At 62.9% G+C, this 24,215-nt stretch carries 20 protein-coding genes; 13 read left to right on the top strand and 7 right to left on the bottom strand.

The annotated features are described in order from the left end of the window. Positions 1 to 61: 61 nt before the first annotated feature. From AC1D3C_RS21765 to AC1D3C_RS21785, 5 genes are all read right to left on the bottom strand, one after another. The gene (locus AC1D3C_RS21765; RefSeq protein ID WP_477484297.1) at positions 62 to 1,369 is read right to left on the bottom strand and encodes an ABC transporter substrate-binding protein; all 1,308 of its coding nucleotides are present in this window, start codon (positions 1,367 to 1,369) and stop codon (positions 62 to 64) included. Between the two features lie 89 nt (positions 1,370 to 1,458). Then, on the bottom strand, positions 1,459 to 2,730 hold the full coding sequence (locus tag AC1D3C_RS21770; protein WP_477484298.1) for a neutral/alkaline non-lysosomal ceramidase N-terminal domain-containing protein: 1,272 nt from the start codon (positions 2,728 to 2,730) through the stop codon (positions 1,459 to 1,461). Next, entirely contained in the window at positions 2,727 to 3,866 is a 1,140-nt protein-coding gene (locus tag AC1D3C_RS21775) for an N-acetylglucosamine-6-phosphate deacetylase (RefSeq protein WP_477484299.1), read from the bottom strand. The genes AC1D3C_RS21770 and AC1D3C_RS21775 overlap by 4 nt, the downstream gene beginning before the upstream one ends. Before the next feature lie 2 nt (positions 3,867 to 3,868). Then, the gene (locus AC1D3C_RS21780; RefSeq protein WP_477484300.1) at positions 3,869 to 4,648 is read right to left on the bottom strand and encodes a sugar isomerase domain-containing protein; all 780 of its coding nucleotides are present in this window, start codon (positions 4,646 to 4,648) and stop codon (positions 3,869 to 3,871) included. After that, a complete protein-coding gene (locus AC1D3C_RS21785) occupies positions 4,641 to 5,429 on the bottom strand; it encodes a 6-phosphogluconolactonase (protein ID WP_477484301.1) in 789 nt (262 codons plus the stop codon). The genes AC1D3C_RS21780 and AC1D3C_RS21785 overlap by 8 nt, the downstream gene beginning before the upstream one ends. 211 nt (positions 5,430 to 5,640) lie before the next feature. Here AC1D3C_RS21785 and AC1D3C_RS21790 point away from each other — a divergent pair, with 211 nt between their 5' ends. The 7 genes from AC1D3C_RS21790 to glgB all read left to right on the top strand — a co-directional run bounded on the left by AC1D3C_RS21790 (position 5,641) and on the right by glgB (position 17,860). After that, positions 5,641 to 6,633 carry a LacI family DNA-binding transcriptional regulator gene (locus AC1D3C_RS21790; RefSeq protein ID WP_477484302.1) on the top strand — a complete coding sequence of 331 codons (993 nt, stop codon included), beginning with the start codon at positions 5,641 to 5,643 and terminating at the stop codon, positions 6,631 to 6,633. Between the two features lie 56 nt (positions 6,634 to 6,689). Continuing rightward, positions 6,690 to 6,980, top strand: a complete 291-nt coding sequence (locus AC1D3C_RS21795; RefSeq protein WP_477484346.1) for a DUF3175 domain-containing protein — start codon at positions 6,690 to 6,692, stop codon at positions 6,978 to 6,980. A 25-nt stretch (positions 6,981 to 7,005) separates the two neighbouring features. After that, positions 7,006 to 7,530: a cupin gene (locus tag AC1D3C_RS21800; RefSeq protein WP_477484347.1), complete on the top strand. Its 525-nt coding sequence runs from the start codon at positions 7,006 to 7,008 to the stop codon at positions 7,528 to 7,530. 306 nt (positions 7,531 to 7,836) lie between these two features. Continuing rightward, positions 7,837 to 8,817 carry a Bug family tripartite tricarboxylate transporter substrate binding protein gene (locus AC1D3C_RS21805; RefSeq protein ID WP_477484303.1) on the top strand — a complete coding sequence of 327 codons (981 nt, stop codon included), beginning with the start codon at positions 7,837 to 7,839 and terminating at the stop codon, positions 8,815 to 8,817. A 259-nt stretch (positions 8,818 to 9,076) separates the two neighbouring features. Further along, positions 9,077 to 12,331 carry a maltotransferase domain-containing protein gene (locus AC1D3C_RS21810; RefSeq protein WP_477484304.1) on the top strand — a complete coding sequence of 1,085 codons (3,255 nt, stop codon included), beginning with the start codon at positions 9,077 to 9,079 and terminating at the stop codon, positions 12,329 to 12,331. A gap of 19 nt (positions 12,332 to 12,350) precedes the next feature. After that, entirely contained in the window at positions 12,351 to 15,656 is a 3,306-nt protein-coding gene (treS, locus tag AC1D3C_RS21815; RefSeq protein ID WP_477484348.1) for a maltose alpha-D-glucosyltransferase, read from the top strand. Further along, the gene (gene glgB / locus AC1D3C_RS21820; RefSeq protein ID WP_477484305.1) at positions 15,653 to 17,860 is read left to right on the top strand and encodes a 1,4-alpha-glucan branching protein GlgB; all 2,208 of its coding nucleotides are present in this window, start codon (positions 15,653 to 15,655) and stop codon (positions 17,858 to 17,860) included. Before treS ends, glgB begins: the two co-directional genes overlap by 4 nt. A gap of 264 nt (positions 17,861 to 18,124) precedes the next feature. Here the strand turns inward: glgB and AC1D3C_RS21825 are convergent, their stop codons facing one another. After that, on the bottom strand, positions 18,125 to 19,318 hold the full coding sequence (locus tag AC1D3C_RS21825) for a winged helix-turn-helix domain-containing protein (protein ID WP_477484306.1): 1,194 nt from the start codon (positions 19,316 to 19,318) through the stop codon (positions 18,125 to 18,127). Between the two features lie 108 nt (positions 19,319 to 19,426). On the opposite strand from AC1D3C_RS21825, the gene AC1D3C_RS21830 reads away from it, so the two are divergent. Genes AC1D3C_RS21830 through AC1D3C_RS21840 form a run of 3 tightly spaced genes read left to right on the top strand, consistent with a single transcriptional unit; the run spans position 19,427 to position 21,299 of the window. Next, on the top strand, positions 19,427 to 20,104 hold the full coding sequence (locus AC1D3C_RS21830) for an energy-coupling factor ABC transporter ATP-binding protein (protein WP_477484307.1): 678 nt from the start codon (positions 19,427 to 19,429) through the stop codon (positions 20,102 to 20,104). After that, positions 20,101 to 20,706 carry an energy-coupling factor transporter transmembrane component T family protein gene (locus AC1D3C_RS21835; RefSeq protein WP_477484308.1) on the top strand — a complete coding sequence of 202 codons (606 nt, stop codon included), beginning with the start codon at positions 20,101 to 20,103 and terminating at the stop codon, positions 20,704 to 20,706. The genes AC1D3C_RS21830 and AC1D3C_RS21835 overlap by 4 nt, the downstream gene beginning before the upstream one ends. 29 nt (positions 20,707 to 20,735) lie before the next feature. Continuing rightward, a complete protein-coding gene (locus AC1D3C_RS21840) occupies positions 20,736 to 21,299 on the top strand; it encodes a biotin transporter BioY (RefSeq protein ID WP_477484309.1) in 564 nt (187 codons plus the stop codon). A 14-nt stretch (positions 21,300 to 21,313) separates the two neighbouring features. Here AC1D3C_RS21840 and AC1D3C_RS21845 read toward each other — a convergent pair whose 3' ends face one another. Further along, positions 21,314 to 21,712, bottom strand: coding sequence for an acyl-CoA thioesterase (locus AC1D3C_RS21845; RefSeq protein WP_247034434.1), 399 nt, complete (start codon positions 21,710 to 21,712; stop codon positions 21,314 to 21,316). Between the two features lie 147 nt (positions 21,713 to 21,859). On the opposite strand from AC1D3C_RS21845, the gene AC1D3C_RS21850 reads away from it, so the two are divergent. From AC1D3C_RS21850 to AC1D3C_RS21860, 3 genes are all read left to right on the top strand, one after another. Then, a complete protein-coding gene (locus tag AC1D3C_RS21850; RefSeq protein WP_477484310.1) occupies positions 21,860 to 22,792 on the top strand; it encodes a histone deacetylase family protein in 933 nt (310 codons plus the stop codon). A gap of 3 nt (positions 22,793 to 22,795) precedes the next feature. Beyond that, the gene (locus tag AC1D3C_RS21855; RefSeq protein ID WP_038540522.1) at positions 22,796 to 23,050 is read left to right on the top strand and encodes an exodeoxyribonuclease VII small subunit; all 255 of its coding nucleotides are present in this window, start codon (positions 22,796 to 22,798) and stop codon (positions 23,048 to 23,050) included. 158 nt (positions 23,051 to 23,208) lie between these two features. Continuing rightward, complete coding sequence (locus tag AC1D3C_RS21860) at positions 23,209 to 24,144, top strand: TAXI family TRAP transporter solute-binding subunit (protein WP_477484349.1); 936 nt, start codon at positions 23,209 to 23,211, stop codon at positions 24,142 to 24,144. The last annotated feature ends 71 nt before the right edge of the window (positions 24,145 to 24,215 follow it).

Consider the following 24,215-nt stretch of genomic DNA (forward strand, 5'->3'; position numbering starts at 1 on the left):
CGTTAAAGTGCCCGGAGCAATGATGCTCCGGGCCCATGCGATTGGCGAGTGGTGCCGGCGATTATTTCGCAGCCAGGCCTTCGCGGGCGAGGATGGTGTTCACTTCGTCGCTGGTCTTCTTGAGGAAGGCGTCGATCTTTGCATCGTCGCCGGCCATGGACGCGTCGCCGAAGGCAACGACGAGCTGGGCAGCAACGCGGGTCAGGATCTCTTCGATCGGGCCGATCGACGGCAGCGTGAAGAACTCGTAGCCTTTCGGATAATCGACGAAGGCGGCAAAGGCTGGCTGCTTGGACGTGACGGCCGAATAATCGACACCCGAACGGTTCGGCAGCCAGCCGACGTTCTGGAGCAGCCAGACGAGGTTGTCCGGCGAATTGGCCGCCTTGGCGAATTCCCAGCCGACCTTGGCATCGGCGCCCTTGCCGGCAACATAGAGGTTGGTCGGCAGCGCGATCGAACCCTTCGGCAGCGGCGCGGTGGCGTATTTCAGATCGGGCGCCTTCTTGGCAATGTCGCCGATCACCCAGGATTCGCGGATGAACATGGCGGTCTGGCCGCGCTCGAAGGCGTCAGCATCGGCCGGCATTTCCGGCGTGACCGTCTTGGTGGTGAAGATGTTGGTGAGATACTGTTTCAGCGCCTTGCGGCCCGCTTCATTGGCGAAATTAGGCTTCCACTTGCCTTCGCCTGCGGGAACCAGGATGGCACCGCCATATTGATGCATGTTGATCCAGAATTTCTCGGCAATGCCCTGGCCACCGCCCGAGAGACGCATGCTCCAGCCCGACACCGTCGCCTTGCCGGAGGCATCGCGCTTGGTCAGCTTCTCGGCATAGGCCGAATATTCCTCCATGGTCTTCGGCGCGGCAGTCAGCCCCGCAGCCTTGAACATGTCGGTGTTATAATAAAGCGCGCCCTGGCCGCGAAAGAGTGGCACGCCGTAGATCTTGCCGCCCTGGCCTGCGGTATCGCTGAAGAACTTGTCGAAGTTCTTCGGGTCCTTCACGAAGGTCGAGATATCGGCCGGCGCTTCCGGCAGAAGATCGTTTTCGAGGTAACGGGTGGCGGTGGAGCCGGAGAGCTCGATGACCGTCGTGCCGTCCTGGCCGCCGGTGAGGCCGAGCGCGACGCGCTTTTCATGTTCGCGAAGGGCGATCGCCTCGACCTTTACCTCGAGTTTCGGATAGGCGGCCTTCATGCCCTGCGCGACATGTTCGTAGAAAGGCGCCATTTCCGGATAACCGCTCCAGACCGTCAGCGTTTCGGCCGAAACGGTGGACGCGCCCGAGAGAAGGGCTGCGCCGAATGCCGCGCTCACAAGCAGCGCGCGGGTCGAAATCCTGGTCTTTGCTGATCTGTTTTTCATGTCCCTGTTCCCTTTGTTGTTGTTGATAAAAAGCTCTCATGCAACCGGTTGCGTGTCAAGCATCGGATCGTTTCTCGCAGCCCATCGGCTCATGCTGCCCCGCTTCCACTGGAGGTGGCTTTTGCGAGTTCGATGGCGCGGGCCGCCAGCGCTTCCGCCGAGCCCGGCGCGAAGGTCGCGGCGAGGCCGTAATAGCGATGCGCCTCGTCGACTTCGTAGCCGCCGAACTGGAATTCGCTGGCCGGCGGGATGTAGCCTGGATTGTCGTCAGCAAAGCCGATGACGAAGGCTGGCTTGCCCAGGCCAAGTGCGGCTCGGATCGTCAGCGCCGTCTCCGCAAAGATCTCGCCCGGCAGCGCGACGATCGGCACGCCGCCCCAATCGAGCACGGTCACGCGGGCTGCAAGCGGCTCGGGCTTTCGAGGCGCAATGTCGCGCGCCCAATCGGCCCAATAGCCAAGCAAGCTTTTGCGGGCGGGTTCGGCGCTCAGAGCCTCTTCCCGCCAGCGGTTTTCGAGAAAGTCGGGGGCTTCGGCCTCGCGGCGCGCGAAGACGAGACTGACGGTGCCGTTGCGGGCGCTTAATGTCTCCGAGACCGGCTGTTCCTCAGCGCCAAACGCCGCCTCGGCGATCTTGCGGCCGATCCGTTCGGCAGAAGCAAAGCTGCGATCCGGGTTTGCGGCAAGCGAGATCGAGGCATGCGCCGAATGGCCGGTATTGGCGTCCCCGACGCAGCCGGTCATGAACAGGGCAACCGCGTCCGGATAGGCTTCTTCCAGCGCCTGCCGCACGAAATGCGGATAATCGGCCGTCCAGAGGAGATTGTCGGCCGCCAGCACCACCGGGTGGCAAGCATATGCGGTGACGACGGCGATCATGCTGCCATCCGCAGCGCGGATGCGAAGGAGTGGCAGGGAAGTATCCACGGGTCCGCCGGGATGGCGCCGATTGCGCGCAATCCCCGGATCACTTCCCTGCCCCACAGTGATTGTTGCCGGCCGACGCGCGGCGGCGGCCTTGTCGATGGCGGCGATGCAGGCGTCTTCCAGCCGCTCCAGATAGGCGGGATCGGCGGCGATGCTGAGCCGGCCGGCCATGGAAACCGGACCGCCGTGATTGTGGAGTGCTGCGACCACCACGTTATCCGCCGGAAGGACGCAGCGCTTGCGGATCCGGTCGCTCGTCGCGGCGTCGAGACCGATGACATCGGCGATAACGACTGCCGTATCGCCAACCACCACGGCGCGCGCCGTCAGGGCATCATGAGCGCCCCTGGCCGGCAGGGTGCGGGCCGCAAAGCCGGACATCGCAAGACCGGGCGGCGGGGTGATATCGACGATAGCGGCTCCGGCCTGGATCATGCGCAATAAGCCTTCTCGCCGCCGACCCAGGTTTCGCGGATATACAATTCCCGCTCGCCTACTGACCATTCGAAACGGACGAGATCGGCCCGCGCGCCGACTTCCAGCCGTCCTCGCCCCCCAACGAAACGGCCCGGATTTGCCGTTGCGAGCAGAAGCGTATCGGCGAGCGGAAGACCGGCCATCTCGGATGCGATCGCGACATTGGCCGAAAGCGGCAGGCTGGCGCCGGCGAGATAGGGCGTGCCGGCAACGCTGATCCGGCCTTCGGCAGACACCTCGACGCGGCCGCCGACCGGCTGGTCGTAAATGCCGGCGGGCATGCCGGCGAGCGCGACCATATCAGAGACGAGGATCGCCCGCTCCAAACCCTTGGCGCGCAGCATGGCCTTGAACGTATCGGCCGGCAGGTGCCAGCCATCGGCGATGAAGCTTGCCGTCAGCCGGTCGTCGGCAAGCTGCGCCCAGATGAAATTCGGATGGCGCGGCAGCATGGCGGCGGCGCCGTTGCCAAGATGGGTGGAGAGAGTGGCGCCCGCCTCTATTGCCGCATGGATCTGCTCCGAGGTCGCGGCGGTGTGGCCGAGCGCCACGTGAACGCCGCGGGCCGTGAGAGCGCGGACGTAATCGACGCTGCCCTCATGTTCCGGCGCAAGCGTCACCATCGAGACCAGATTGCCGGATGCGCGCTGCCAACGGTCGAACTCTTCGATCGACGGCGGACGGACATGCGCCAGCGGATGGGCGCCGCGCGGGCCATCCTTGTCGGAGATCGATGGGCCTTCGACATGTATGCCCGGCACCATTTCGGCGATCAGCCGGTGGCCGGCGCGAATCCGGGCGATTTCGGAAAGGGCCTGAAGAATGGAGGCCTCGGAGGCGGTAATGATGGTCGGCAAAAAGGTGGTGACGCCGACGCTCAGCAGTTCCTCGCAGAGCGAGAGGAGGATGTTGGGAGTGATTTCGCCATTGTTCAGGTCGAAGCCGCAATAACCGTTGACCTGCAGGTCGATCAACCCGGCGGAGAGATAAAATGGACTGGTATTTTCCGCCGGGCGGATGGCGGCAATCCTGCCGTCGGCGAGTTCGATCGCAAAACCTTTGCCGGTGCGGGGATCGATACCGTCGACGACCATGGTCAGAGCGCCCTCACCCGGCCTTGGAAATTGGCGATAAAACGGCCGTTCGCCTCGTCGCCGCCCGGCGCATTGCCGCTGCGCCAGACCGGCGGCTCGATGCCGCGTTCGACGAGTTTCGCCACCGTGCGGATCACCAGGCAGTTCAGCGTAAAGGCATTGGCGAAGGTCGAGATCGCCGCAATGTTTTCGCCCATGCCGGGGACGGTCACGACCGCGTCGCCGATCGGCACCTTGCAGTCGATGGCGATGTCGACAATGTCGTGAAGGTTCTGTCTGGTCGGATGGCGAGCCGGATGATCCGGCGAGGTTTTCGAGGCATGTTCGCGGGAGCTGACGCCGATCAGGAAAGCGCCGCGGCGTTTGGCTTCCAGCGCCGCATCGATCAGCGCGGCATTGATGCCATAGGCGTTGACGAGGATCAGCAGGTCGGTGTCGCCGAGCCGCTGGTTTGCGATCACCACCTTGCCGTAACCCGGCGTGCGCTCGATCGCCATGGAGCGGAGCGCGCCGTTCGACAGCAGCGTGCCCTCGTCGAGGATGGCGCTGATATGCATCAGCCCGCCGGCACGGAAGAAGACCTCCTGCGAGGCGAGGTTGGAATGGCCGCCGGGACCATAGATATGCACCAACCGGTCGGCGGCGATCTGGTCGGCGAGTTTTGCCGCGGCCTGGTCGAGCGAGGTCTTTTCCTCCTCCAGAACCCGCCGCATCAGGGCTTGGGTCGAGGCAAGATAACCTTCGCAGAGCGCGTCCGCATCGATGACGGGGTGATCAGGCATCGGGGTCGGAATCCTTGTCGATATAAAGGGTGCAGGCGGCGTGGAAGCGCAGGACGCTTGCCGGGCATTCGGTGGTCAGCGGGCCGTAAAGCGTCTTCGAAACGGCGTCGCGCTTGACGGCGCCCGGCACGACACAGAACATCCGGTCGGCTCTGAGCAGGCGCGGCACCGTCAGCGTGATCGCCTCGTTGGGGACGGACGCGAGATCGGCGAAACAGTCGTCATCGACCTGCTGCTGGCGGCAGATGTCGTCCAGTTCGACGATCTTGACGTCCAGCGGGTCGTTGAAATCGGCAACTGGCGGGTCGTTGAAGGCGATATGGCCGTTGACGCCGATGCCGAGGCAGACGAAATCGATTGGTGCCTCGTTCAGCAAGTCGGAATAACGGAGCACTTCGGCGCCGGCATCCGGCTCGGGCGTGATGCGGTGCACGGCGGCGAACGGCAGCTTGCCGAACACATGCTCGTTCAGCCAGTTGGCAAAACGCGCCGGCGAAGACGGCAACAGGCCGATATATTCGTCCATGTGGAAGGCGGCGACACGACCCCAGTCGATGCCCGGCACGGCGCAGAGCGCCTTCAGCATGTCGGCCTGGCTGGGGGCAGCGGCAAAGATCATTCTGACATCGGCCTGGCTGGCGAGGCGCTCGGTCAAGGCGGCGGCAATGTCGGCGGCCGCAGCGGCGCCCATCTCGGCCCGTGTTGCAAAGCTTTCGACCGAGAGGCGGTCGAAAGTCCGCCGCGTATGCGGCGAAGGACGATGGGCGGTGGCGATGGTCAACGCGGTCTCCATGTCTGCAGGGTCGCACCAGCAGGCGGGCTTCGCTCGCCGCATCCGTTGCAGATCCCTTCTCTGTGGTGAAAGACTTCCATGCAACCGGTTGCATGTCAAGTGGAGGAATATCAGTCTGCAAGTCGAATTGCGGGCAGAATTGATAGCGCCGCGGACTTCATGCTAAGTGCCAGGCCAAACGGGCGAGTTCTCAACTTTCATGATCAAGCGGACTAAGGGCGTCACCATCAGCCAGGTCGCGGATGCGGCAGGCGTCGCGCGTTCGAGCGTCTCGCGCGCCTTCACGCGGCCGGACATGCTCTCCCCGGAAACCGTGACCCGCATCATGAAGGCGGCAGAAGCGCTCGGTTATGTGCCGAACCACACGGCGCGGGCACTCAGCACCGGGCGGCACGGCAATGTCGGGCTGATCGTACCCGATATCGCCAACCCGTTCTTTCCGCCGCTGATCCAGGCGGCCCAACTGGAGGCGGATCGTTCCGATTTCTGCATCTTCCTCGGCAATACCGAGGAGAACCCGACGCAGGAGGACAAGCTGGTCGGCCGGTTCGCCGGCCAGGTGGAAGGCTTGGTGCTCGCCTCCTCCCGCCTTTCGGACGAGCGCATCCGCGCCCACGCAAACCTGCTGCCGCTGGTGCTGATCAACCGCGATGTCGACGGCATTCCGCGGGTGCTGATCGACAGCGGATCGGGCGTCCGCGAGGCGGTGGAGCATCTCGCCAGGCTCGGTCATCGCCGGATCGTCTATGTCAGTGGCCCGTCGAATTCCTGGTCGAACAAGCAGCGCCGCACCGCCATCAAGGCCGCCGCATCAAAGCTGGATATCGTGGTCGAAACCGTCCCGGCGGTGCTGGCGAGCTACAATTCCGGCCGCAATGCGGTGAGCGCCATCCTTGCCACCGGCGCCACGGCGGCCGTCGCCTTCGACGACCTGACGGCGCAGGGCGTGCTGGCCGGCCTTTCCGAAAAGCGGGTCTCGGTGCCCGGCGATTTCAGCCTGATCGGCTGCGACGACGTGCTTGGCGCCGTCACCTACCCGGCGCTGACATCGGTCTCCAATCGGTCCACGGAAGCCGGCCGGGTGGCCGTCTCGCTGCTCCTCGACATGCTGCAGTCGCGTGCCATCCGTGACGTGCGCTACGTGCTGGAAACCCATCTCGTGGTGCGCAATACGACGGCCGCGGCACGATAAGCGGGAACCTTGCCGGCAGCGGCAGGTTCGGGAGGATATCCAATCTTCCACGGGAGATTTCCATGCCCAAGAAGAAATGGTCCCAGGACGTGACCGAACACAGCGATGCGATGGACCTGAAGGACGGCGTGTTCAAATCGCGCAGCCCGAAAAAGATCGCCGACTCCCTTCAGCACTCAGCCGAGGAGAGTCATCGCCGCAAGTCGAGCCCGTTGCAATCGGCGATGTCGATGCTGAATTTCTACATCAACCGCGCCGGCGGCCAGCTTTCGAAATCGCGACGCGCGACGCTGGATAAGGCCAAGGATGAGCTTCGCAAGGATTTCGGCCGTGAACCGAAGCATTAAGATCACCCCGCCGAGCCTCGATGCCATGAGCCCAACTGCCGATACCACCCTCGAAACTGTTCTCTTCGAGCCCAGCGAATGGGTGCCGAACAATCCCGAACTGCCGGTGCTGGTCTATCGTAACGTCATTCCGGCGGAAGGCGAGATGGCGCCGAAGTTCGAAAGCCGGTTCCGAGAGAATGGCTGGGAGGGGATCTGGCGCAATGGCGTCTTCGACTATCAGCATTATCACACCGGCGCCCACGAAGTGCTGGGCATCGCCGGCGGCCGGGCACGGCTGCTGATCGGCGGGCCGGACGGCACGGAACTCAGCGTCCATACCGGCGACTGCCTGATCCTGCCCGCCGGCACCGGCCATATGCGGATCGACGCCAGCCGGGACTTCCTGGTCGTCGGCGCCTACCCGTCCGGGCAGAAGGCGGATATCCAGACGGGGCCGGCGAGCGAGGCGCAGCTCGCCAGGATCGCCAACCTGCCGCTTCCAAAGACCGATCCTGTCGGAGGCGCCGCCGGCGCCCTTCTCCGCGCCTGGCCGCCACGCCGATCCTAAAGCCTCCTCACACTCCAGGTGCCGGGCGGAATGACGGTCTTCATCTCGGCTTTTCGGAGTGGCGAGATCTCGTGTTTTGGGCCTCGAAATCGCCCGAAAATCGGGTCTCGTGCGGCCGCGGCATAAGCGCGGCCATCGCGCCCATTAGATTTTAGCCGGAAGCCACTTTCACACCGGCAGGGCATTTGACGGTCCCCAAAATGTATGGCTACCTTATATTTTAGCGCGAGCGGGAGGAGACTGTTCGCGTCATCACATTCCGGCCTCGCCTACGATGTTCCGGACTGACTCTAGGAGGAGAGTGCAGTGAAGAAATTTTTAGCAGGCGCCCTGGCGCTGGTGTTTTCCGCATACATTCCGGGAGGTACAGCCACCGCCGGCGACGACAACTACCCAAGCCGGCAGATCACGCTGATCGCGGGCTTCCCGGCCGGCAGCGGCGCAGACGTCTATGCCCGCTTCTTTGCCAAGAAGCTCGAAGAACAGCTGAAGCAGACGGTCATCGTCGACAACAAGCCGGGCGGCCTCGGAAGCCTTTCGGTGGTGGCACTCAAGAACGCCAAGCCGGACGGTTACACGATGCTGATCGGCTCGGCCGACCAGTTTACCGCGGCGCCTTACGTCTTCAACGCGCCGCCTTATGACCCGCTCAAGGATTTCGACTATGTCGCGCCGGTGTTCAGCCAGGCATTCATGATGCTGGTCAACGCCAAGTCGCCCTACCAGAAGATTTCCGACCTGACCAAGGCGATGAAGGAAAAGGCCGCCAAGGGCTCCTACGCCACGTCGAACTTCCCGTCGGTGATCCTGGCCGAAATGTACAAGGCTAATACCGGCGTGCCGGACACGCTTCAGGTGCGTTACAAGACCAGCGCCGACTCGCTCAACGACTTTGCAAGCGGCGCCATCGACTACATGGTCGGCGACCCGGTCTTCGGCCTTGCCCGCTCGCGTGATGGAACACTGCGGGTGCTGGCCGTCAGCACGGCGAAGCGCATTTCCTCAGTCCCGGATATCCCGACCTTCGCCGAAGAAGGCGTGCCGAATGTCGATGTGCGCATCTGGTGGGTTCTCGCTGCGCCCAAGGGCACGCCGAAGGATATTGTCGACAAGATGCACAAGGTGATGACGCAGGTCACCACCAGCGAGGAAGCCCGCAAGTTCGTCGGCATCAATGGCGGCGAGCCGATGACGCTCGACAGCCCGAAGGCGACCCTCGACTATGCGACGATGGACACCAAGCGCTGGGAAGAGTGGGCCAAGATCGGCAAGATCGAAAAGCAGTAAGGCTTCCGGAAACCTGACCACACCAGCAAGGCCGGAGCGATCTCCGGCCTTTTCCGATTAAGCTTGTCGGGAAATAAGGCTTGCGAAGCGCCCTCGGGGACAACTGCGGATTGATCATCCGCTTCAATGACTTCCGTCAAGATGCATGTCCGGAGAGCTTGAAAACCGGCTGGCCTCAGGACTTTTATCGGAACAACCGCCGCCGCCCGACAGTTAGACCGCAAATTCGACGGCTCTAATCTGCGGCGAGGAAAATCCGATGAACACGCGCCCCCAATTCATCGCCGGGACATCCCTCGCACAACTCCCCCCACAGATTTATTACGTTCATCCCCTGATGCTGAGGGGGCTGGACGCCTGGCGCGAGGTTTTCGCGCATGCCAGGGATCTCGGTTTCGATACGGTGCTGACGGCGCCGCTTTTCGAACGGGGCCACAATGCCAGCGTCTTCGTCACGAAGAATTTCGATCGCCTCGACCCGGAGCTTCAGCTCGGTTCCTCCGTCGAGGACGGGATCAAGGCGCTGATCCAGGCGGCGGGCGAAAACAAGATCAAGCTGATGCTCGACCTCGTGGTCGACCGTGTCGCGATGGACGCGGAACATGCCGGGCCGATCCTCGCCGATCCGCGTGTCGCGCCGCGCGATAGCTGCAGCCGCAGCATCGATTTCATGAACGAAGCCCGTCATGTCGAGGACTGGCGCAACCGCATGGCGCGGCTTGCCGGCCTTGGGGTTGCCGGTTTCCGCTGCCTCGGCATCGGCCGCCTTGCGCCGGAAGCCTGGTACGACCTGATCGTCTCGACCCGCAAGACGACGCCGGAAACCACCTTTCTGGCATGGACGCCCGGCACTTCCTTCGAGGACCGGCGGGCGCTCGAGGGCGCCGGTTTCGATGGTAGCTTTTCGTCGCTTGCCTGGTGGAACCTGGAGGAGCGCTGGATCCTCGACGAATACCAGATCCAGCGCCATCTCGGATATCAGGTCACCTTTCCGGAAGCGCCTTTCGGCAAACGTATCGCCCATGGCACCGACAGTTGCGAAGTGCTGCAAAGGAAGGCGGTCCGGTCGCTGAAACTCGCATCGACCTTCGCAAGCGGGCTGATGATCCCGATGGGTTTCGAATTCGGCGCTTCCACGCCGCTCGATCCGCTGCACGGCGACGGGATGGGGCTCAGGGGCCTGCGCGAGCAGGGATCGTTCGATCTCTCGGCCGATATCCGCAGCGTGAACGCCGGTACCAACAAGACCGCTGCCGGCTTCGCCCGCCAGCCGCTCCGCCTCATCTCCACCAGCCAGACGCCCGCCGTGGCGCTGATGCAGAGCGACCGGGAAGACGTACGTTCGGCGCAGAAGGTGCGGGTCGTGGTTTTGAACCGCGATCTGCGGCGTGCCGTGGCTGCGCCCTTCAACGCGCTTCGCGAGGCTGCCTCACCGTTCCTGCCGCTCGAAGCGCCGGAGGCAGATGGCGAAGCCTTTGCCGCACAGCTCAAGCTGAAACCCGGCGAGATCAGGATATTCGAAGGCCGGTCGTCGGTCCCGGTCGTCGATGCCGTGCCTGTGCCGGCCGTGGACAAGGCGACCGCTTCACCCCGGCTGGCAATCGAGAAGATCACGCCTTCCGTCGACGACGGCCGTTTCGTGGTCAAACGCGTCGTCGGCGAAACCGTGACGGTCGAGGCTGACATTTTCGGCGACGGCCATGATCCGTTGGCGGCCGCGCTGCTGTGGCGCGCGGCCGACGAGACGGAATGGACCGAGGAGCGCATGCAGCTCGTGCTGAACGATCGCTGGAACGCGGAATTCACGCTGAAGCGGATGGGCCGCCACGAGTTCCTGATCGAAGCCTGGCGCAATCCCTTTGCAATCTTCCGCTATGAATTCGTGAAGAAGCACGAGGCCCGGCTCGATCTGCGGCTCGAAATCCAGGAAGGCATCAACCTCGTTCTCGATGCGCTGGACAATTCATCCGGCAGGATCAAGACACGGCTCAAAACCCTGTTCGACAAGCTGACCGAGGTGCAGGACCCGCAGCGCACCGAAATCCTGCTGGCGCCCGAAACCGCCGAACTGATGGCGGAGGCCGACCGCCGGCCGTTCAAGGCCCGCTCGCAGGCAATCCCGGTCGACGCGGAACGTATCGCTGCCGGTTTCGCCAGTTGGTACCAGATCTTTCCCCGCTCGCAGAGCGGCGATCCGAACCGGCACGGCACCTTCGACGACGTCATCAAGCGGCTGCCCGCCATCCGCGACATGGGTTTCGACGTCCTCTATTTTCCGCCGATCCACCCGATCGGCAAGACCAACCGCAAGGGCAAGAACAATACCCTGAACCCCGGGCCGGAGGATCCGGGCAGCCCCTATGCGATCGGTTCGGAGGAAGGCGGTCATGACGCGATTCATCCCGAACTCGGCACGTTCGAGGACTTCCGCCGGCTGGTGGATGCCGCCAAGGACGAGGGCCTTGAAATCGCGCTCGACCTGGCGATCCAGGCTTCGCCCGACCATCCGTGGCTGAAATCACATCCAGGCTGGTTCGACTGGCGGCCGGACGGGACGATCCGTTATGCGGAAAACCCGCCGAAGAAATACGAGGACATCGTCAACGTCGATTTCTACGCCCATGACGCGATCCCCTCGCTTTGGGTCGAGCTCCGCGATGTCGTGCAGAAATGGGTCGACAACGGCGTAAAGCTGTTCCGCGTCGACAATCCGCACACCAAACCCTTCCCGTTCTGGGAGTGGCTGATAGCAGACATCCGCGCGCGGCATCCGGACGTCGTCTTCCTGTCGGAGGCCTTCACCAAGCCGAAAGTCATGTACCGGCTCGCTAAGGTCGGTTTCTCGCAGTCCTATACCTATTTCACCTGGCGCAATGCCAAGTGGGAGCTCGAGCAGTATATGCGCGAGATCACCACCGAAGAGCCGAAGGAGTTCTTCCGGCCGCATTTCTTCGTCAACACCCATGACATTAATCCGGACTTCCTGCAGAACGCGCCGCGTCCCGCCTATCTGATCCGTGCCGCACTTGCCGCAACGCTGTCCGGCCTCTGGGGCGTCTATAACGGCTTCGAACTCTGCGAAGGACGGCCGGACGCCAAGCGCAAGGAATATGCGGATTCGGAGAAATACGAGATCCGCGCCTGGGACTACGACCGCCCGGGCAATATCARGGGCGAGATCACGCTTCTCAACCGGCTCCGCCGGGAGAACCCCGCACTGCATTCGCATCTCGGCCTGCAGCTTCTCACCGCCTGGAACGACAATATCATGTTCTTCGAGAAGGCGAGCGCCGGTCGCGAGAACGTGCTGCTGATCGCGATCAACCTCGATCCCCACAATGTCCACGAGGCGGATGTCGAAATTCCGCTCTGGTCATGGAACCTCCCGGACCATGGCGCACTTGACGTCGAAGACCTGATCACCGGCCACAAATTCACCTGGGCCGGCAAGCTGCAGAGGCTGCGTCTCGATCCCCATTGGGGCCTGCCTTTCGCGATCTGGCGCGTGCGATAGGGAGGAAAGCAAAATGGACATGACGAGCGCGAACCGGAGCCAGGGGCAGAACCACGCTCAGATGAATGAGGACGATCCGCTATGGTATAAGGACGCGATCATCTATCAGCTCCACATCAAGTCGTTCTTCGACGCGAATGGCGACGGTATCGGCGACTTTCAGGGCCTGCACGAAAAGCTCGATCATATCGCCTCGCTCGGCGCCAATGCGATCTGGCTGCTGCCCTTCTTCCCCTCGCCGCGCCGGGACGACGGCTACGACATTGCCGATTACGGCAGCGTCAGCCCCGACTACGGCACGGTCGACGAGTTCAAGGCTTTTGTCGAAGCGGCGCACCAGCGCGGCATCCGGGTCATCATCGAGCTCGTCATCAACCACACGTCCGACCAGCATCCCTGGTTCCAGCGGGCGCGCCATGCGCCGGCCGGCTCTCCCGAACGGGACTTCTACGTCTGGTCGGATACGGACCAGAAATTCCCGGAAACCCGGATCATCTTCCTCGACACGGAAAAATCGAACTGGACCTGGGACCCCGGCGCCGGCGCCTATTACTGGCATCGTTTCTATTCCCATCAGCCGGACCTCAACTTCGATAATCCGCAGGTGTTGGAAGAACTGCTCGGCGTGATGCGCTTCTGGGCCGATACCGGCATCGACGGGTTCCGGCTGGACGCAATCCCTTATCTCGTCGAGCGCGAGGGCACGAACAACGAGAACCTGCCCGAGACGCACGAGGTCCTGAAGAAGATCCGCGCTTCGCTCGACAGCACCCATCCCGGCAAGATGCTGCTCGCCGAGGCCAATCAATGGCCGGAGGACACGAGTGAATATTTCGGCAATGGCGACGAATGCAACATGGCATTCCATTTCCCGCTGATGCCGCGCATGTACATGGCGATCGCCAAGGAAGACCGTTTCCCGATCACCGACATCATGCGGCAGACGCCGGAAATCCCGGAAAACTGTCAATGGGCGATCTTCCTTCGCAATCATGACGAGCTGACGCTCGAAATGGTGACCGACGAGGAACGCGATTACCTCTGGAACATCTATGCCGCCGACCGCCGCGCCCGCATCAACCTCGGCATTCGCCGCCGCCTCGCACCCCTGATGGAGCGCGACCGCCGCCGCATCGAGCTGATGAACGCACTGCTTCTCTCCATGCCCGGAACGCCGGTTCTCTATTACGGCGACGAGATCGGCATGGGCGACAACATCTATCTCGGCGACCGCGACGGGGTGCGCACGCCGATGCAATGGTCGCCGGACCGAAACGGCGGGTTCTCCAAGGCCGACCCGGCGCGGCTGGTGCTGCCGCCGATAATGGATCCGCTCTATGGATATGAAGCGCTCAATGTGGAGGCGCAGGGGGCCGACGCCCATTCGTTGCTCAACTGGACGCGGCGGATGCTGGCATTGCGCAACAAACATTTCGCCTTCGGCCGTGGTTCGCTGAAGTTTCTGTCGCCGGGCAACCGCAAGATCCTTGCCTATCTACGTGAATACAATGGCGACACGATTCTCTGCGTCGCCAATCTCTCACGCCTGCCGCAGGCGGTAGAGCTCGACCTGGCCCAGTTCTCCGGCCGTGTGCCGATCGAACTTTCCGGCATGTCGCCCTTTCCGCCGATCGGGCAGCTGACCTATCTGCTCACCCTGCAGCCCTACGGTTTCTTCTGGTTCAATCTAGTAGCGGAAGCGGACGGTCCGGTCTGGCGCAAGGAGCCGCCGGAGCAGATGCAGGACATGGTGACCATGGTCACTCGCCGCGACCTGCAGGAACTGGTCGATCAGCCGAGGCTTGCGACTACGCTGTCGAACGAGGTCCTGCCCGCCTACCTCGGCAAACGCCGCTGGTTCGGTTTGAAGGGAGAAATCCTGACCGGTGCTTCGCTGGTTGCCGCCACGCCGATCGCGTTTGCCAACAACATCCTGCTTGGCGAACTCGAAGCCGAGGTGGACGGCCGCAAAGATACATACCTGCTGCCGCTCGCCGTCTCCTGGGACGACGCCCAGCCAACGGCGCTCGCCCAGCAACTGGCCCTCGCCCGCATCCGCCAGGGCCGCCGCGTCGGCTTCCTGACCGACGGGTTCGCGATGGAAGGACTGGCGCGCGGGGTGATCCGCGGCCTCTGCGAGCGGTCGGTGATATCAGGCCGCGCCGGTACGCTGGAATTTATCGGCACCGACAAGCTCGACTGCCTGACCATCAACGACGACATGGCCGTCCGCTGGCTGTCGGCCGAACAATCCAACAGTTCGCTTATTCTGGGCGACATGGCGATGGTGAAGCTCATCCGCCACGTCTTCCCCGGCATGCATCCCGAGGTCGAGATGACCCGGTACCTGACCAATGTCGGCTATCAGAACACCGCGCAATTGCTCGGCGAGGTCGCCCGTACGGCGCCGGATGGTAGTCGCTACACGCTGATCATCGTGCAGAGCGCGATCCGCAACCAGGGCGATGCCTGGAATTGGATGCTCAGCAACCTGCGCCGCGCCATCGACGAAATCGTGGTGACCGGCCTTGAGGGCGAGGTGGTGGACGAGCATTTCAAGCCGCTCGTCAATTTTGTCGCGACAATCGGCAAGCGGCTCGGCGAACTGCATCTGGCCCTCGCCCAGCCGACCGACGATCCGGACTTCCAGCCGGTCCGGGCAAAGGCGGCCGATGCAGAAAAATGGCGCGAGGCTGTCACGGGCCAAATCTCCCGCAGCCTCTCGATCCTCGAAAAGACCGTCGAGGACCTGGATTCGGATATTGCCCGCGAGGCAAAAATACTACTAGGCCGCCGTGACGATCTTCTCGGCCTCGCCGCGCATCTTGCGAGCGCGGTGGAAGGCACGCTGATGACCCGCAACCACGGCGATTTCCATCTCGGCCAGATCCTGGTCTCGGAGGGCGACGCCTATATCATCGATTTCGAAGGCGAACCGACCCGCGACCTTTCCGAACGCCGCGCCAAGACCAATCCCTTGCGCGACGCCGCCGGGCTGCTGCGGTCGCTCAGCTATCTCGCAGCCTCGGCCGACCTCGACCGGGAAATCGTCAGCGAGGTTGAAGACACCCGCCATAAAGAGCTGGTCACACGTTTCATGGAGATGGCGGAGCCAGCCTTCCTCGATACCTATTTCGAAGTGACCGGGAATTCCGAGGAATTGCGCATCTCGCCGGAGGCCCGTGGCCGCATTCTCGATCTCTTCCTGCTCGAAAAGGCTGCCTACGAGATCGCATACGAAGTGCGCAGCCGTCCCCACTGGCTTCCCCTCCCGCTTGCCGGCTTCTCGGCGATCGCATCCCGACTTCTGGAGAACGTCTCATGAGATACGAGCGCACCGATTTGATGATCGGCACCGTCCAGGAGGGTCTGCAGGCCTTGGTCGAAGGGCGGCACGGAGACCCGTTCTCGATCCTCGGACGCCATCAATACGGCAATCTCACCGTGGTCCGGGCGCTGCTGCCGGGTGCGCTATCGGTCGAGGTGGTGGAGACCGATACCGGCAAGGTGCTGGCCGAACTCGAAACGATTCATGAGGGTGGGCTGTTTGCCGGGGTGACCGGCAGCACCGCGCCATATTTCTTCCGGATCCATTGGCCGGACGCCATCCAGGAGATGGAGGACCCCTACTCCTTCCCGCTGCTGCTCGGCGATCTCGATCTGCACCTGATCGGTCAAGGGACACACTACGATCTCGGTCGGACGCTCGGCGCCATCCCGATGGAGGTCGAAGGGGTCGAGGGCGTGCGCTTTTCCGTCTGGGCGCCGAATGCCCGGCGCGTCTCGGTCGTCGGCGATTTCAATTCCTGGGATGGACGACGTTATCCGATGCGGCTGCGTCCGCAGGCGGGCATCTGGGAACTGTTCATCCCGCGCCTGACACATGGCGAACGCTACAAATTCGAGATCCTCGACGGCAACGGCAACCTGCTCCCGCAAAAGGCAGATCCGGTTGCCCGCGCCAGCGAGGCGGCTCCGTCGACGGCCTCGATCGTCGCCTCCTCCAAACCGTTCCGCTGGAACGACGAGGACTGGATGCGCAGGCAGCGCACTGATCGGAATCGCGAAGGTGCGATGTCGATCTACGAGGTGCATCTGGGCTCGTGGCTGCGGATCGCCGAAGAAGGCAACCGCCATCTCGACTGGGTCGAGCTCAGCCAGCGGCTGATCCCCTATGTCCAAAATCTCGGCTTCACCCATATCGAGATGCTGCCGATCATGGAGCATCCTTTCGGCGGCTCCTGGGGTTACCAGCCGCTCGGGCTGTTCGCCCCGACCGGCCGTCACGGCACGCCGGAAGATTTCGCCTATTTCATCGATCGCTGCCATCAGGCGGGTATCGGCGTCATCCTCGACTGGGTGCCGGCGCATTTCCCGACCGACGTATGGGGGCTCGCCAAATTCGACGGGACGCCGCTCTACGAGCATGCCGATCCGCGCGAAGGTTTCCACGGGGACTGGAACACGCTGATCTACAATCTCGGCCGCAACGAGGTGAAAGGGTTCCTGATCGCCTCGGCACTCGAATGGCTGGAGCATTACCATGTCGATGCTTTGCGCGTCGATGCTGTCGCCTCGATGCTCTACCGGGACTACAGCCGCAACGAAGGCGAATGGATTCCGAACCAGTATGGCGGGCGCGAGAACCTTGAGGCGGTCGAGTTCTTCAAGCACCTGAACAGCATCGTCCACAACCGCTGCCCGCATGCCTTTACCGCGGCGGAGGAATCGACCGCCTGGCCGGGCGTCACCAGGAAGATCGAAGAAGGCGGCCTCGGCTTCGATTTCAAATGGAACATGGGCTGGATGCACGACACGCTGCATTACATGCAGGACGACCCGGTCTACCGGAAATACCACCATGGCGCCATGAGCTTCGGGATGATCTATGCTTATTCCGAGCGCTTCATCCTGCCGCTCTCCCATGACGAAGTGGTGCACGGCAAAGGCTCGCTGATGGCCAAGATGCCGGGCGATCGCTGGCAGAAACTTGCGAACCTTCGCGCCTATTACGGCTTCATGTGGGGCCATCCCGGCAAGAAGCTCCTGTTCATGGGCGGCGAACTGGCGCAGCAGAGCGAATGGAACCATGACGGCTCGGTGGTCTGGGACCTGCTCGACAGCCCCGACCATGCGGGCGTCCAGCGGCTCGTCCGCGACCTGAACACGCTTTACGCCCGGGAACCGGCGCTGCAGTTCGGCGACCTGCATCACGAGGGGTTCGAGTGGGCGGTGACGGATGATGCGGAAAATTCCGTCTACGGCATGCTGCGCTCGTCGCCGGATCGCTCGTCGCATATCCTGGTCGCCTCGAATCTGACCCCGATGCCGCGGCACGGGTATCGGATCGGAGTTCCGGCAGAGGGACGCTGGGAGGTGGTGCTGAACACCGATGCGGCGCTTTACGGCGGGTCCAATCTGGGACAGACGGAGGCGTGGACGGAGCGCCAGGCGGCGCACGGGAAGGAATTTTCCATCTCCGCGGTGCTGCCGCCGCTGGCAACGGTGTTTCTGCGGTGGCGGGGGTAGGTTTCATCGGCGCAAGTTGCCGCGAATAATCATTCTGAAGCGTTCCGTGGGATACCCCCCTCTGCCCTGCCGGGCATCTCCCCCACAAGGGGGGAGATTGGATGGAGTTAATGCCCTGCCCAAATGACAGCAGGAGATCGAGCCAAGAGCCTAGTGTCTCGCTCAGGAGTGAGCTGGGAGTCAGCCTCTGGCCGATCCCCCCCCTTGTGGGGGAGATGCCCGGCAGGGCAGAGGGGGGTGCCGCGGCAAACGGCGCGGCCGCGCTTATTCGCCCCGCCAACCATTCTGATAAACCACCTTATCCACCCCCGCGAACCGCCCGACCCGAAGCAGTTCCGCGTCCAGCTTCTCCAGCCGCCCCGCCGAAGCCCGCACGCCCTTTTCCAGCCATAACCGCTTCACATCCAGCGTGCCGGATTTGCGGTCGGCTTTCATGTCGATGCGGCCGATCATGCGGTCGCCTTCCAAGAGCGGGAAGACGTAATAGCCGTATTGGCGCTTCGGCTCCGGCACGAAAACCTCGATGCGGTAGAAGAAGTTGAACAGCCGCTCGGCCCGGTCGCGGTTGCGCAGGAGCGGATCGAAGGGGCTGAGGACACGCACCCGCGCCGGCGGTTCGAGGATATCCCCGAGATTTTCGGGAAAACCGAGGAAGGCGAAGGAGGGGCGCGGCTTGCTGCCGTCGGCGGTCTCGATCAGCACTTCCACAAGTTCGTCGCGATGGGTCTTCACCCACTCCTTTGCCTCGTCCGGCGTGACCAGATCGAAGAAGGCGGCAAGCTCTCCGGAGGTCGCGAAACCGAGGCGGGTCATGGCCCCGCGGCAGGCCCAGTCGATGAACTCCTCGTGGCTCACTTCCGGCTCGTGATGCTGCCGCGGGATGACCCGTTCCATCAGGTCGTAGATCTTCTGGAAGTTGACGCGGCCGGCGATCGCCAGCTTGCCGGTGTGCCAGTAATATTCGAGCGCCGTCTTGTTCGGATGCCAGTTCCACCAGCCGCCGGACTTGTGATCCTCCTGCTTCATGTCGCGGGACATGATCGCGCCGCTCTCGGCGATGTGCTGGAAGGTCTCCTCGAAGGCGGCGTCGAACCCCTCGCCGTGCCATTTCCGCCAGCGTTCGGCAAGGATCGGCTCGCGGCGGCGAAAACGGTGTTTCCAGTAGCGGAAGAAGGCGGTCGGGATGATCGAGGCGTCATGCGTCCAGTGCTCGAACAGCTCGCCGTCCTTTTCCAAAAGTGCTGTCAGGTGCTCGCGGCGGTAGGTCTGGTTGCGCGAGAACAGGATCATGTGATGGGCGCGCTCGACGGTGGCGATACTGTCCACCTGGACGAAACCGAGATCGTCGATGAGCTGCAGCAGACCGGCTTTGGTCAACGCCCGGCCGGGCGGTTCGCAGAGCCGCTGCCGTTCGAGGAAGATCCTGCGGGCCTGATCGTTTGGAATGAGAATCGCCATGGCATCTAGACTAGGATACCGTCGCGCCGGATTCAATGTTCACGTTCGGTTCCGCATTCCCCTTCCCCGTCTTCCGGTCTATAGACCGCTGAACACCGAGGGACTGGCTTGGATATCCGTTTCGAACAGGCAGAAGCGCGTTTCGAGGGACGCACCGTCGTTTATCCGCTGACGCTTCGCTTGAGCGAACGGCGGATCGGCGTGATCGGCCTCAACGGCTCGGGCAAGACGACGTTTGCGCGGATGATCAACGGGCTGGTGCTGCCTGCCGCAGGCCAGGTGACCGTCAACGGCTTCGATACGGTGAAAGACGGCGACAAGGTTCGTGGCCAGGCCGGTTTCATCTTCCAGAACCCGCAGAACCAGATCATCCTGCCGATCCTGAAAGAAGATATCGCGCTCGGGCTGAAAAGCCAAAAACTCTCGAAGGCCGACACGGAGGCGGCGGTCGAGGCGGTACTTGCCCGTTTCGGCATCGCCCATCTGGCCGACCGGCGTGTGCATGAACTTTCCGGTGGAGAACTGCAACTGGCAGCACTCGCCTCGGTTCTGGTGACCCGGCCGGGCATCCTGATCATGGACGAACCGACCAACCAGCTCGATCTCCGGAACCGCGGCCTGGTTGAGCGGACGATCCACGGGCTCGATGAAAACGTCATCGTCATCAGCCATGACCTTGGCCTGATCGCCGATTTCGACCGGGTTCTGCTCTTCCATGAAGGCCGCCTCACCGATGATGGCGCGCCTGCGGAAGTCATCGCCCGCTACCGCGAGCTTGCGGCATGAAGACGCTCTACGTGGAAGGCGACACGTTTCTGCACCGGCTTTCGCCGCGGACGAAACTTCTCGGCCTTGCCGCGCTCAGCCTTGTCCTTTTCCTTGTCCGTTCGCCGGCCGTTCTGTCGGTCGCGGCCTTGCTCGGCGGCATCGTCTATTCGTCGCTCCGGCTCGGGTGGCGCCAATCCTGGCTGCGGCTGCGGCCGGTCCTGCTGACCATTGCGGTCGTGGCGCTCTTCACACTTGTCTTCAACGGCCGACATGACGCGCTGGTCGTCGTCACGCGGCTGACGGCGCTTGCACTCTTCGCCGCGGCGGTGACGGCGACCACCAGCACCGGCGATTTCATCGACGAGATCACCGGCCTTGCCATGCCGCTTGAACGGCTGGGGCTCGTCAGGGCCGCGGATATCGGGCTTTCGATCGGTCTCGTCATCCGTTTCGTGCCGGAGATCCTCAGCCGTTACCAGGCTATCCGCGACGCGCACCGCGCCCGCGGGCTGAAGGTCCGGCCGCTGACGCTGGCGGTGCCACTGATCATCCTGACGCTCAAAAATGCCGACGAGATTGCCGCCGCCATTGACGCACGTGGCATCCGGGCGCAGAAATAACCTCATATAAAACTGGGGATTCGCATAGCATGACCACCCGTGATCTCGTTCTGGCCGCCCTTTTCGCCGCCATTATCGTGGCGCTCGGTCTCGTGCCGCCGATCATGCTCGGCTTCATTCCGGTACCCATAACCGCCCAGTCGCTCGGCGTCATGCTTGCGGGCGTCATCCTCGGCGCCAGGCGCGGCGGTTTTGCGGTGTTTCTTGTCCTGCTGCTGGTCGCGATCGGCCTGCCGGTTCTGTCGGGCGGACGCGGCGGCCTTGCCACCTTTGTATCGCCGACCGCCGGTTATCTCGTCGGCTGGTTCTTCGCAGCCGTCATCACCGGTTATTGTTCCGAGCGGTTCGTTGAGCGTTCGCAGAGCGGCATCGTACAGATCACCGGCTTTTTCCTCGCGGCCCTGCTCGGCGGCGTGGTGGTCGACCACGCGCTCGGGGTCATCTACCTCGCCTATGTCACGGGCACCGGGTTTTCGACCGCCTTCATCGGCGACCTTTCCTTCGTTCCAGGCGACGTACTGAAGGCGATGATCGCCGCACTCGCCGGCCGCGCCGTGATGGTCGGTTATCCGCTGCTGCCGCAACGGGCCTGATTGGTCGCGCCCCGTCAGTCCAGGAACTGATAAAGCCAGTCGCGCAAGTCTTCGGGGAGCGGCACCGGTTCCCTGCTTTCGGGGTCACAAGTCATCCAGACGATTTCGGCTTCCGCGACCGCCTCGTTGCCGCGCAGCATATGCACCAGGAACCCCGCCGATTTTCCGCCGATCTTGCTGACGCCGATATGCGTGTGGACGACGTCACCCAGCTTCAAGGCTGAGTGAAACGTGCAGGTGATCTTGCCGATCCTGAAGAACGGATCGCCCTTTTGCGACCTGCGGCGACGCCAGAATTCCGTGACGGCCTCTTCCGCCCGCACGACATAGGCCGAGCGGAACATCTCGCCATGCATATCGACATCGCGGAAAGGAACGCGGAATTCCTGAGACTTGACTGGCTCTTTGACCACATTACCCTCTGGGTTGCACCCCTCTATGTAAGACCATTCTTTCAAGCTAAACAAGCGCAAGAGCAAGGGGTTGCGGCTTGAAAAAGTCAGCTTTCTGCGCCATGTCGGAAAGGTCCAGACCGGACTGACCCCTGACGAGGCCGCCGCATGACCACGCGCCTTTACGAACACAAGATCTTCCTCGAACACAGCACGCCGGAAGGACATCCCGAACGGGCGGACCGGCTGCGTTCGCTGGCGATCGCGCTGGAGCATCCGAATTTCGCCAGGCTCGACCGCAAGGACGCTCCGCAGGCCAACGAGGACGCGGTTCTGCTCGCCCATCCGGAAGAGCACCTACGCGCCGTCATGCGCGAAATCCCCGAGGAGGACACGATCCGCCAGATCGAGGCCGACACCTATGTGGGGCCGAAAAGCTTTCAGGCCGCGCTGACCGGCATCGGCGGCGCGATGGCCGCCGTCGACGACGTGGCAAACGGCAAGGTCGACAACGCCTTCGTGGCGGCAAGGCCCCCCGGCCACCACGCCGAAAAAGACAAGGCGATGGGTTTTTGCCTGTTCAACAACGCCGCGATCGCCGCGCGCCACGCGCAGCGGAAATACGGCATGGAGCGCGTCGCGATCGTCGATTGGGACGTGCATCACGGCAACGGCACGCAGGACATCTTCTGGGACGATCCGTCGGTGCTGTTCTGCTCGACGCACCAGATGCCGCTTTATCCCGGCACCGGCGCCAAGGACGAGACCGGCACCAGGAACAACGTGGTCAACGCGCCGCTTTCGCCCGACACCGGCAGCGAATATTTCCGCGAGGCCTTCAAGAGCCGCGTGCTTCCGGCGCTCGACAATTTTCGGCCGGATTTCATCATCATCTCGGCGGGCTTCGACGCGCATCACCGCGATCCGCTGGCGCAGATCAATCTCGTCGGCGACGATTTCGACTGGGCCACCGGACGGCTGATGGAGATCGCCGGCAAATATGCCGGCAACCGTATCGTCAGCCTGCTCGAGGGCGGATATGATCTGGAAGGGCTCGCCGAATCGGCGGGCATGCACATCTGCAGACTGATGAAGGGATAGACGATGACCGAAAACACCGAGAGCCTCGATGTGAGCGGCTATTCCTTCGAGAAGGCCGTCGCCGAACTCGAAAGCATCGTGGCGCGGCTGGAACGGGGCGACGTGGCGCTCGACGAGTCCATCGCCATCTACGAGCGCGGCGAAGCGCTGAAGAAACATTGCGAAAAACTGCTGACGGCCGCCGAAAACCGCATCGAGAAGATCCGCCTCGACCGTGCCGGGAAGCCACAGGGCGTCGAGCCGCTCGACGGCGAATAAGCCGGACGGCTAAACCAAAGTCTTACAACCTTCGCATGGAATGCGTCATAAACCGATTGACGCACCGGAAACGCCTCCCCATGATGGCCCCATCTGCGTGGTTGCTTTGGGAGGAGGCCATTATGAACTTCGGCGTGAAGTCCAGTAAAATCAATCTCATGTTCGTGGCGACACTTGCTGTTTCGACGGCATTTTCGGCCGCCGGCGCGAAGGCTGCGGAATTCATCAACGTACTGACCGGTGGCACGTCCGGCGTGTATTATCCGCTCGGCGTGGCGCTTGCCGAAATCTACGGACAGGGCATCAAGGACGCGCGCACCCAGGTGCAGGCCACCAAGGCATCCGTCGAAAACCTCAACCTGCTGCAGGCAGGACGCGGCGAAATTGCCTTCTCGCTCGGCGATTCCGTCCAGGAAGCCTGGAAGGGCAACAAGGAAGCGGGCTTTCCCGCCAAGCTCGACAAGCTGCGCGGCATCGCCGCCATCTATCCGAACTATATCCAGGTGGTCGCCAGCGCCGAATCCGGCGTGAAGACGCTTGCCGATCTTAAGGGCAAGAGCCTGTCGGTCGGCGCACCTGCCTCCGGCACGGAACTCAATGCCCGCGCAATATTTACGGCGGCCGGCATGTCCTACAAGGACCTCGGCAAGACCGAATACCTGCCGTTCGCGGAATCCGTCGAGCTGATCAAGAACCGCCAACTCGATGCAACGCTGCAGTCGGCAGGTCTTGGCGTCGCCTCGATCCGCGACCTTGCGACCTCGCTGAAGATCAACGTCGTGGCGATCCCGGCCGCCGAGGTCGCCAAGATCGGCGCACCTTATGTCTCGGTGAAAATCCCGGCCGGCACCTATGAGGGGCAGACCGCCGATGTCGAGACCGCCGCCGTCGGCAACYTCCTGATCACCCATTCGGGCGTTTCCGACGAAACCGTCTACCAGATGACCAAGCTCTTGTTCTCCAACCTGCCGAAGCTTTCCGCAGCCCACGCCGCCGCCAAGGCGATCGACGTGAAGAAGGCACTGGAAGGCATGCCCGTACCGCTGCATCCGGGCGCCGAACGGTATTACAAGGAAGTTGGATTGATGAAGTAAAGCGATAGGCAGACTGTGCCTATTGCAAGTCCCCTCCCCAACCCCTCCCCACAAGGGGGAGGGACTCAACC

The sequence above is a fragment of the Neorhizobium sp. P1_A6 genome (genome assembly GCF_056406795.1).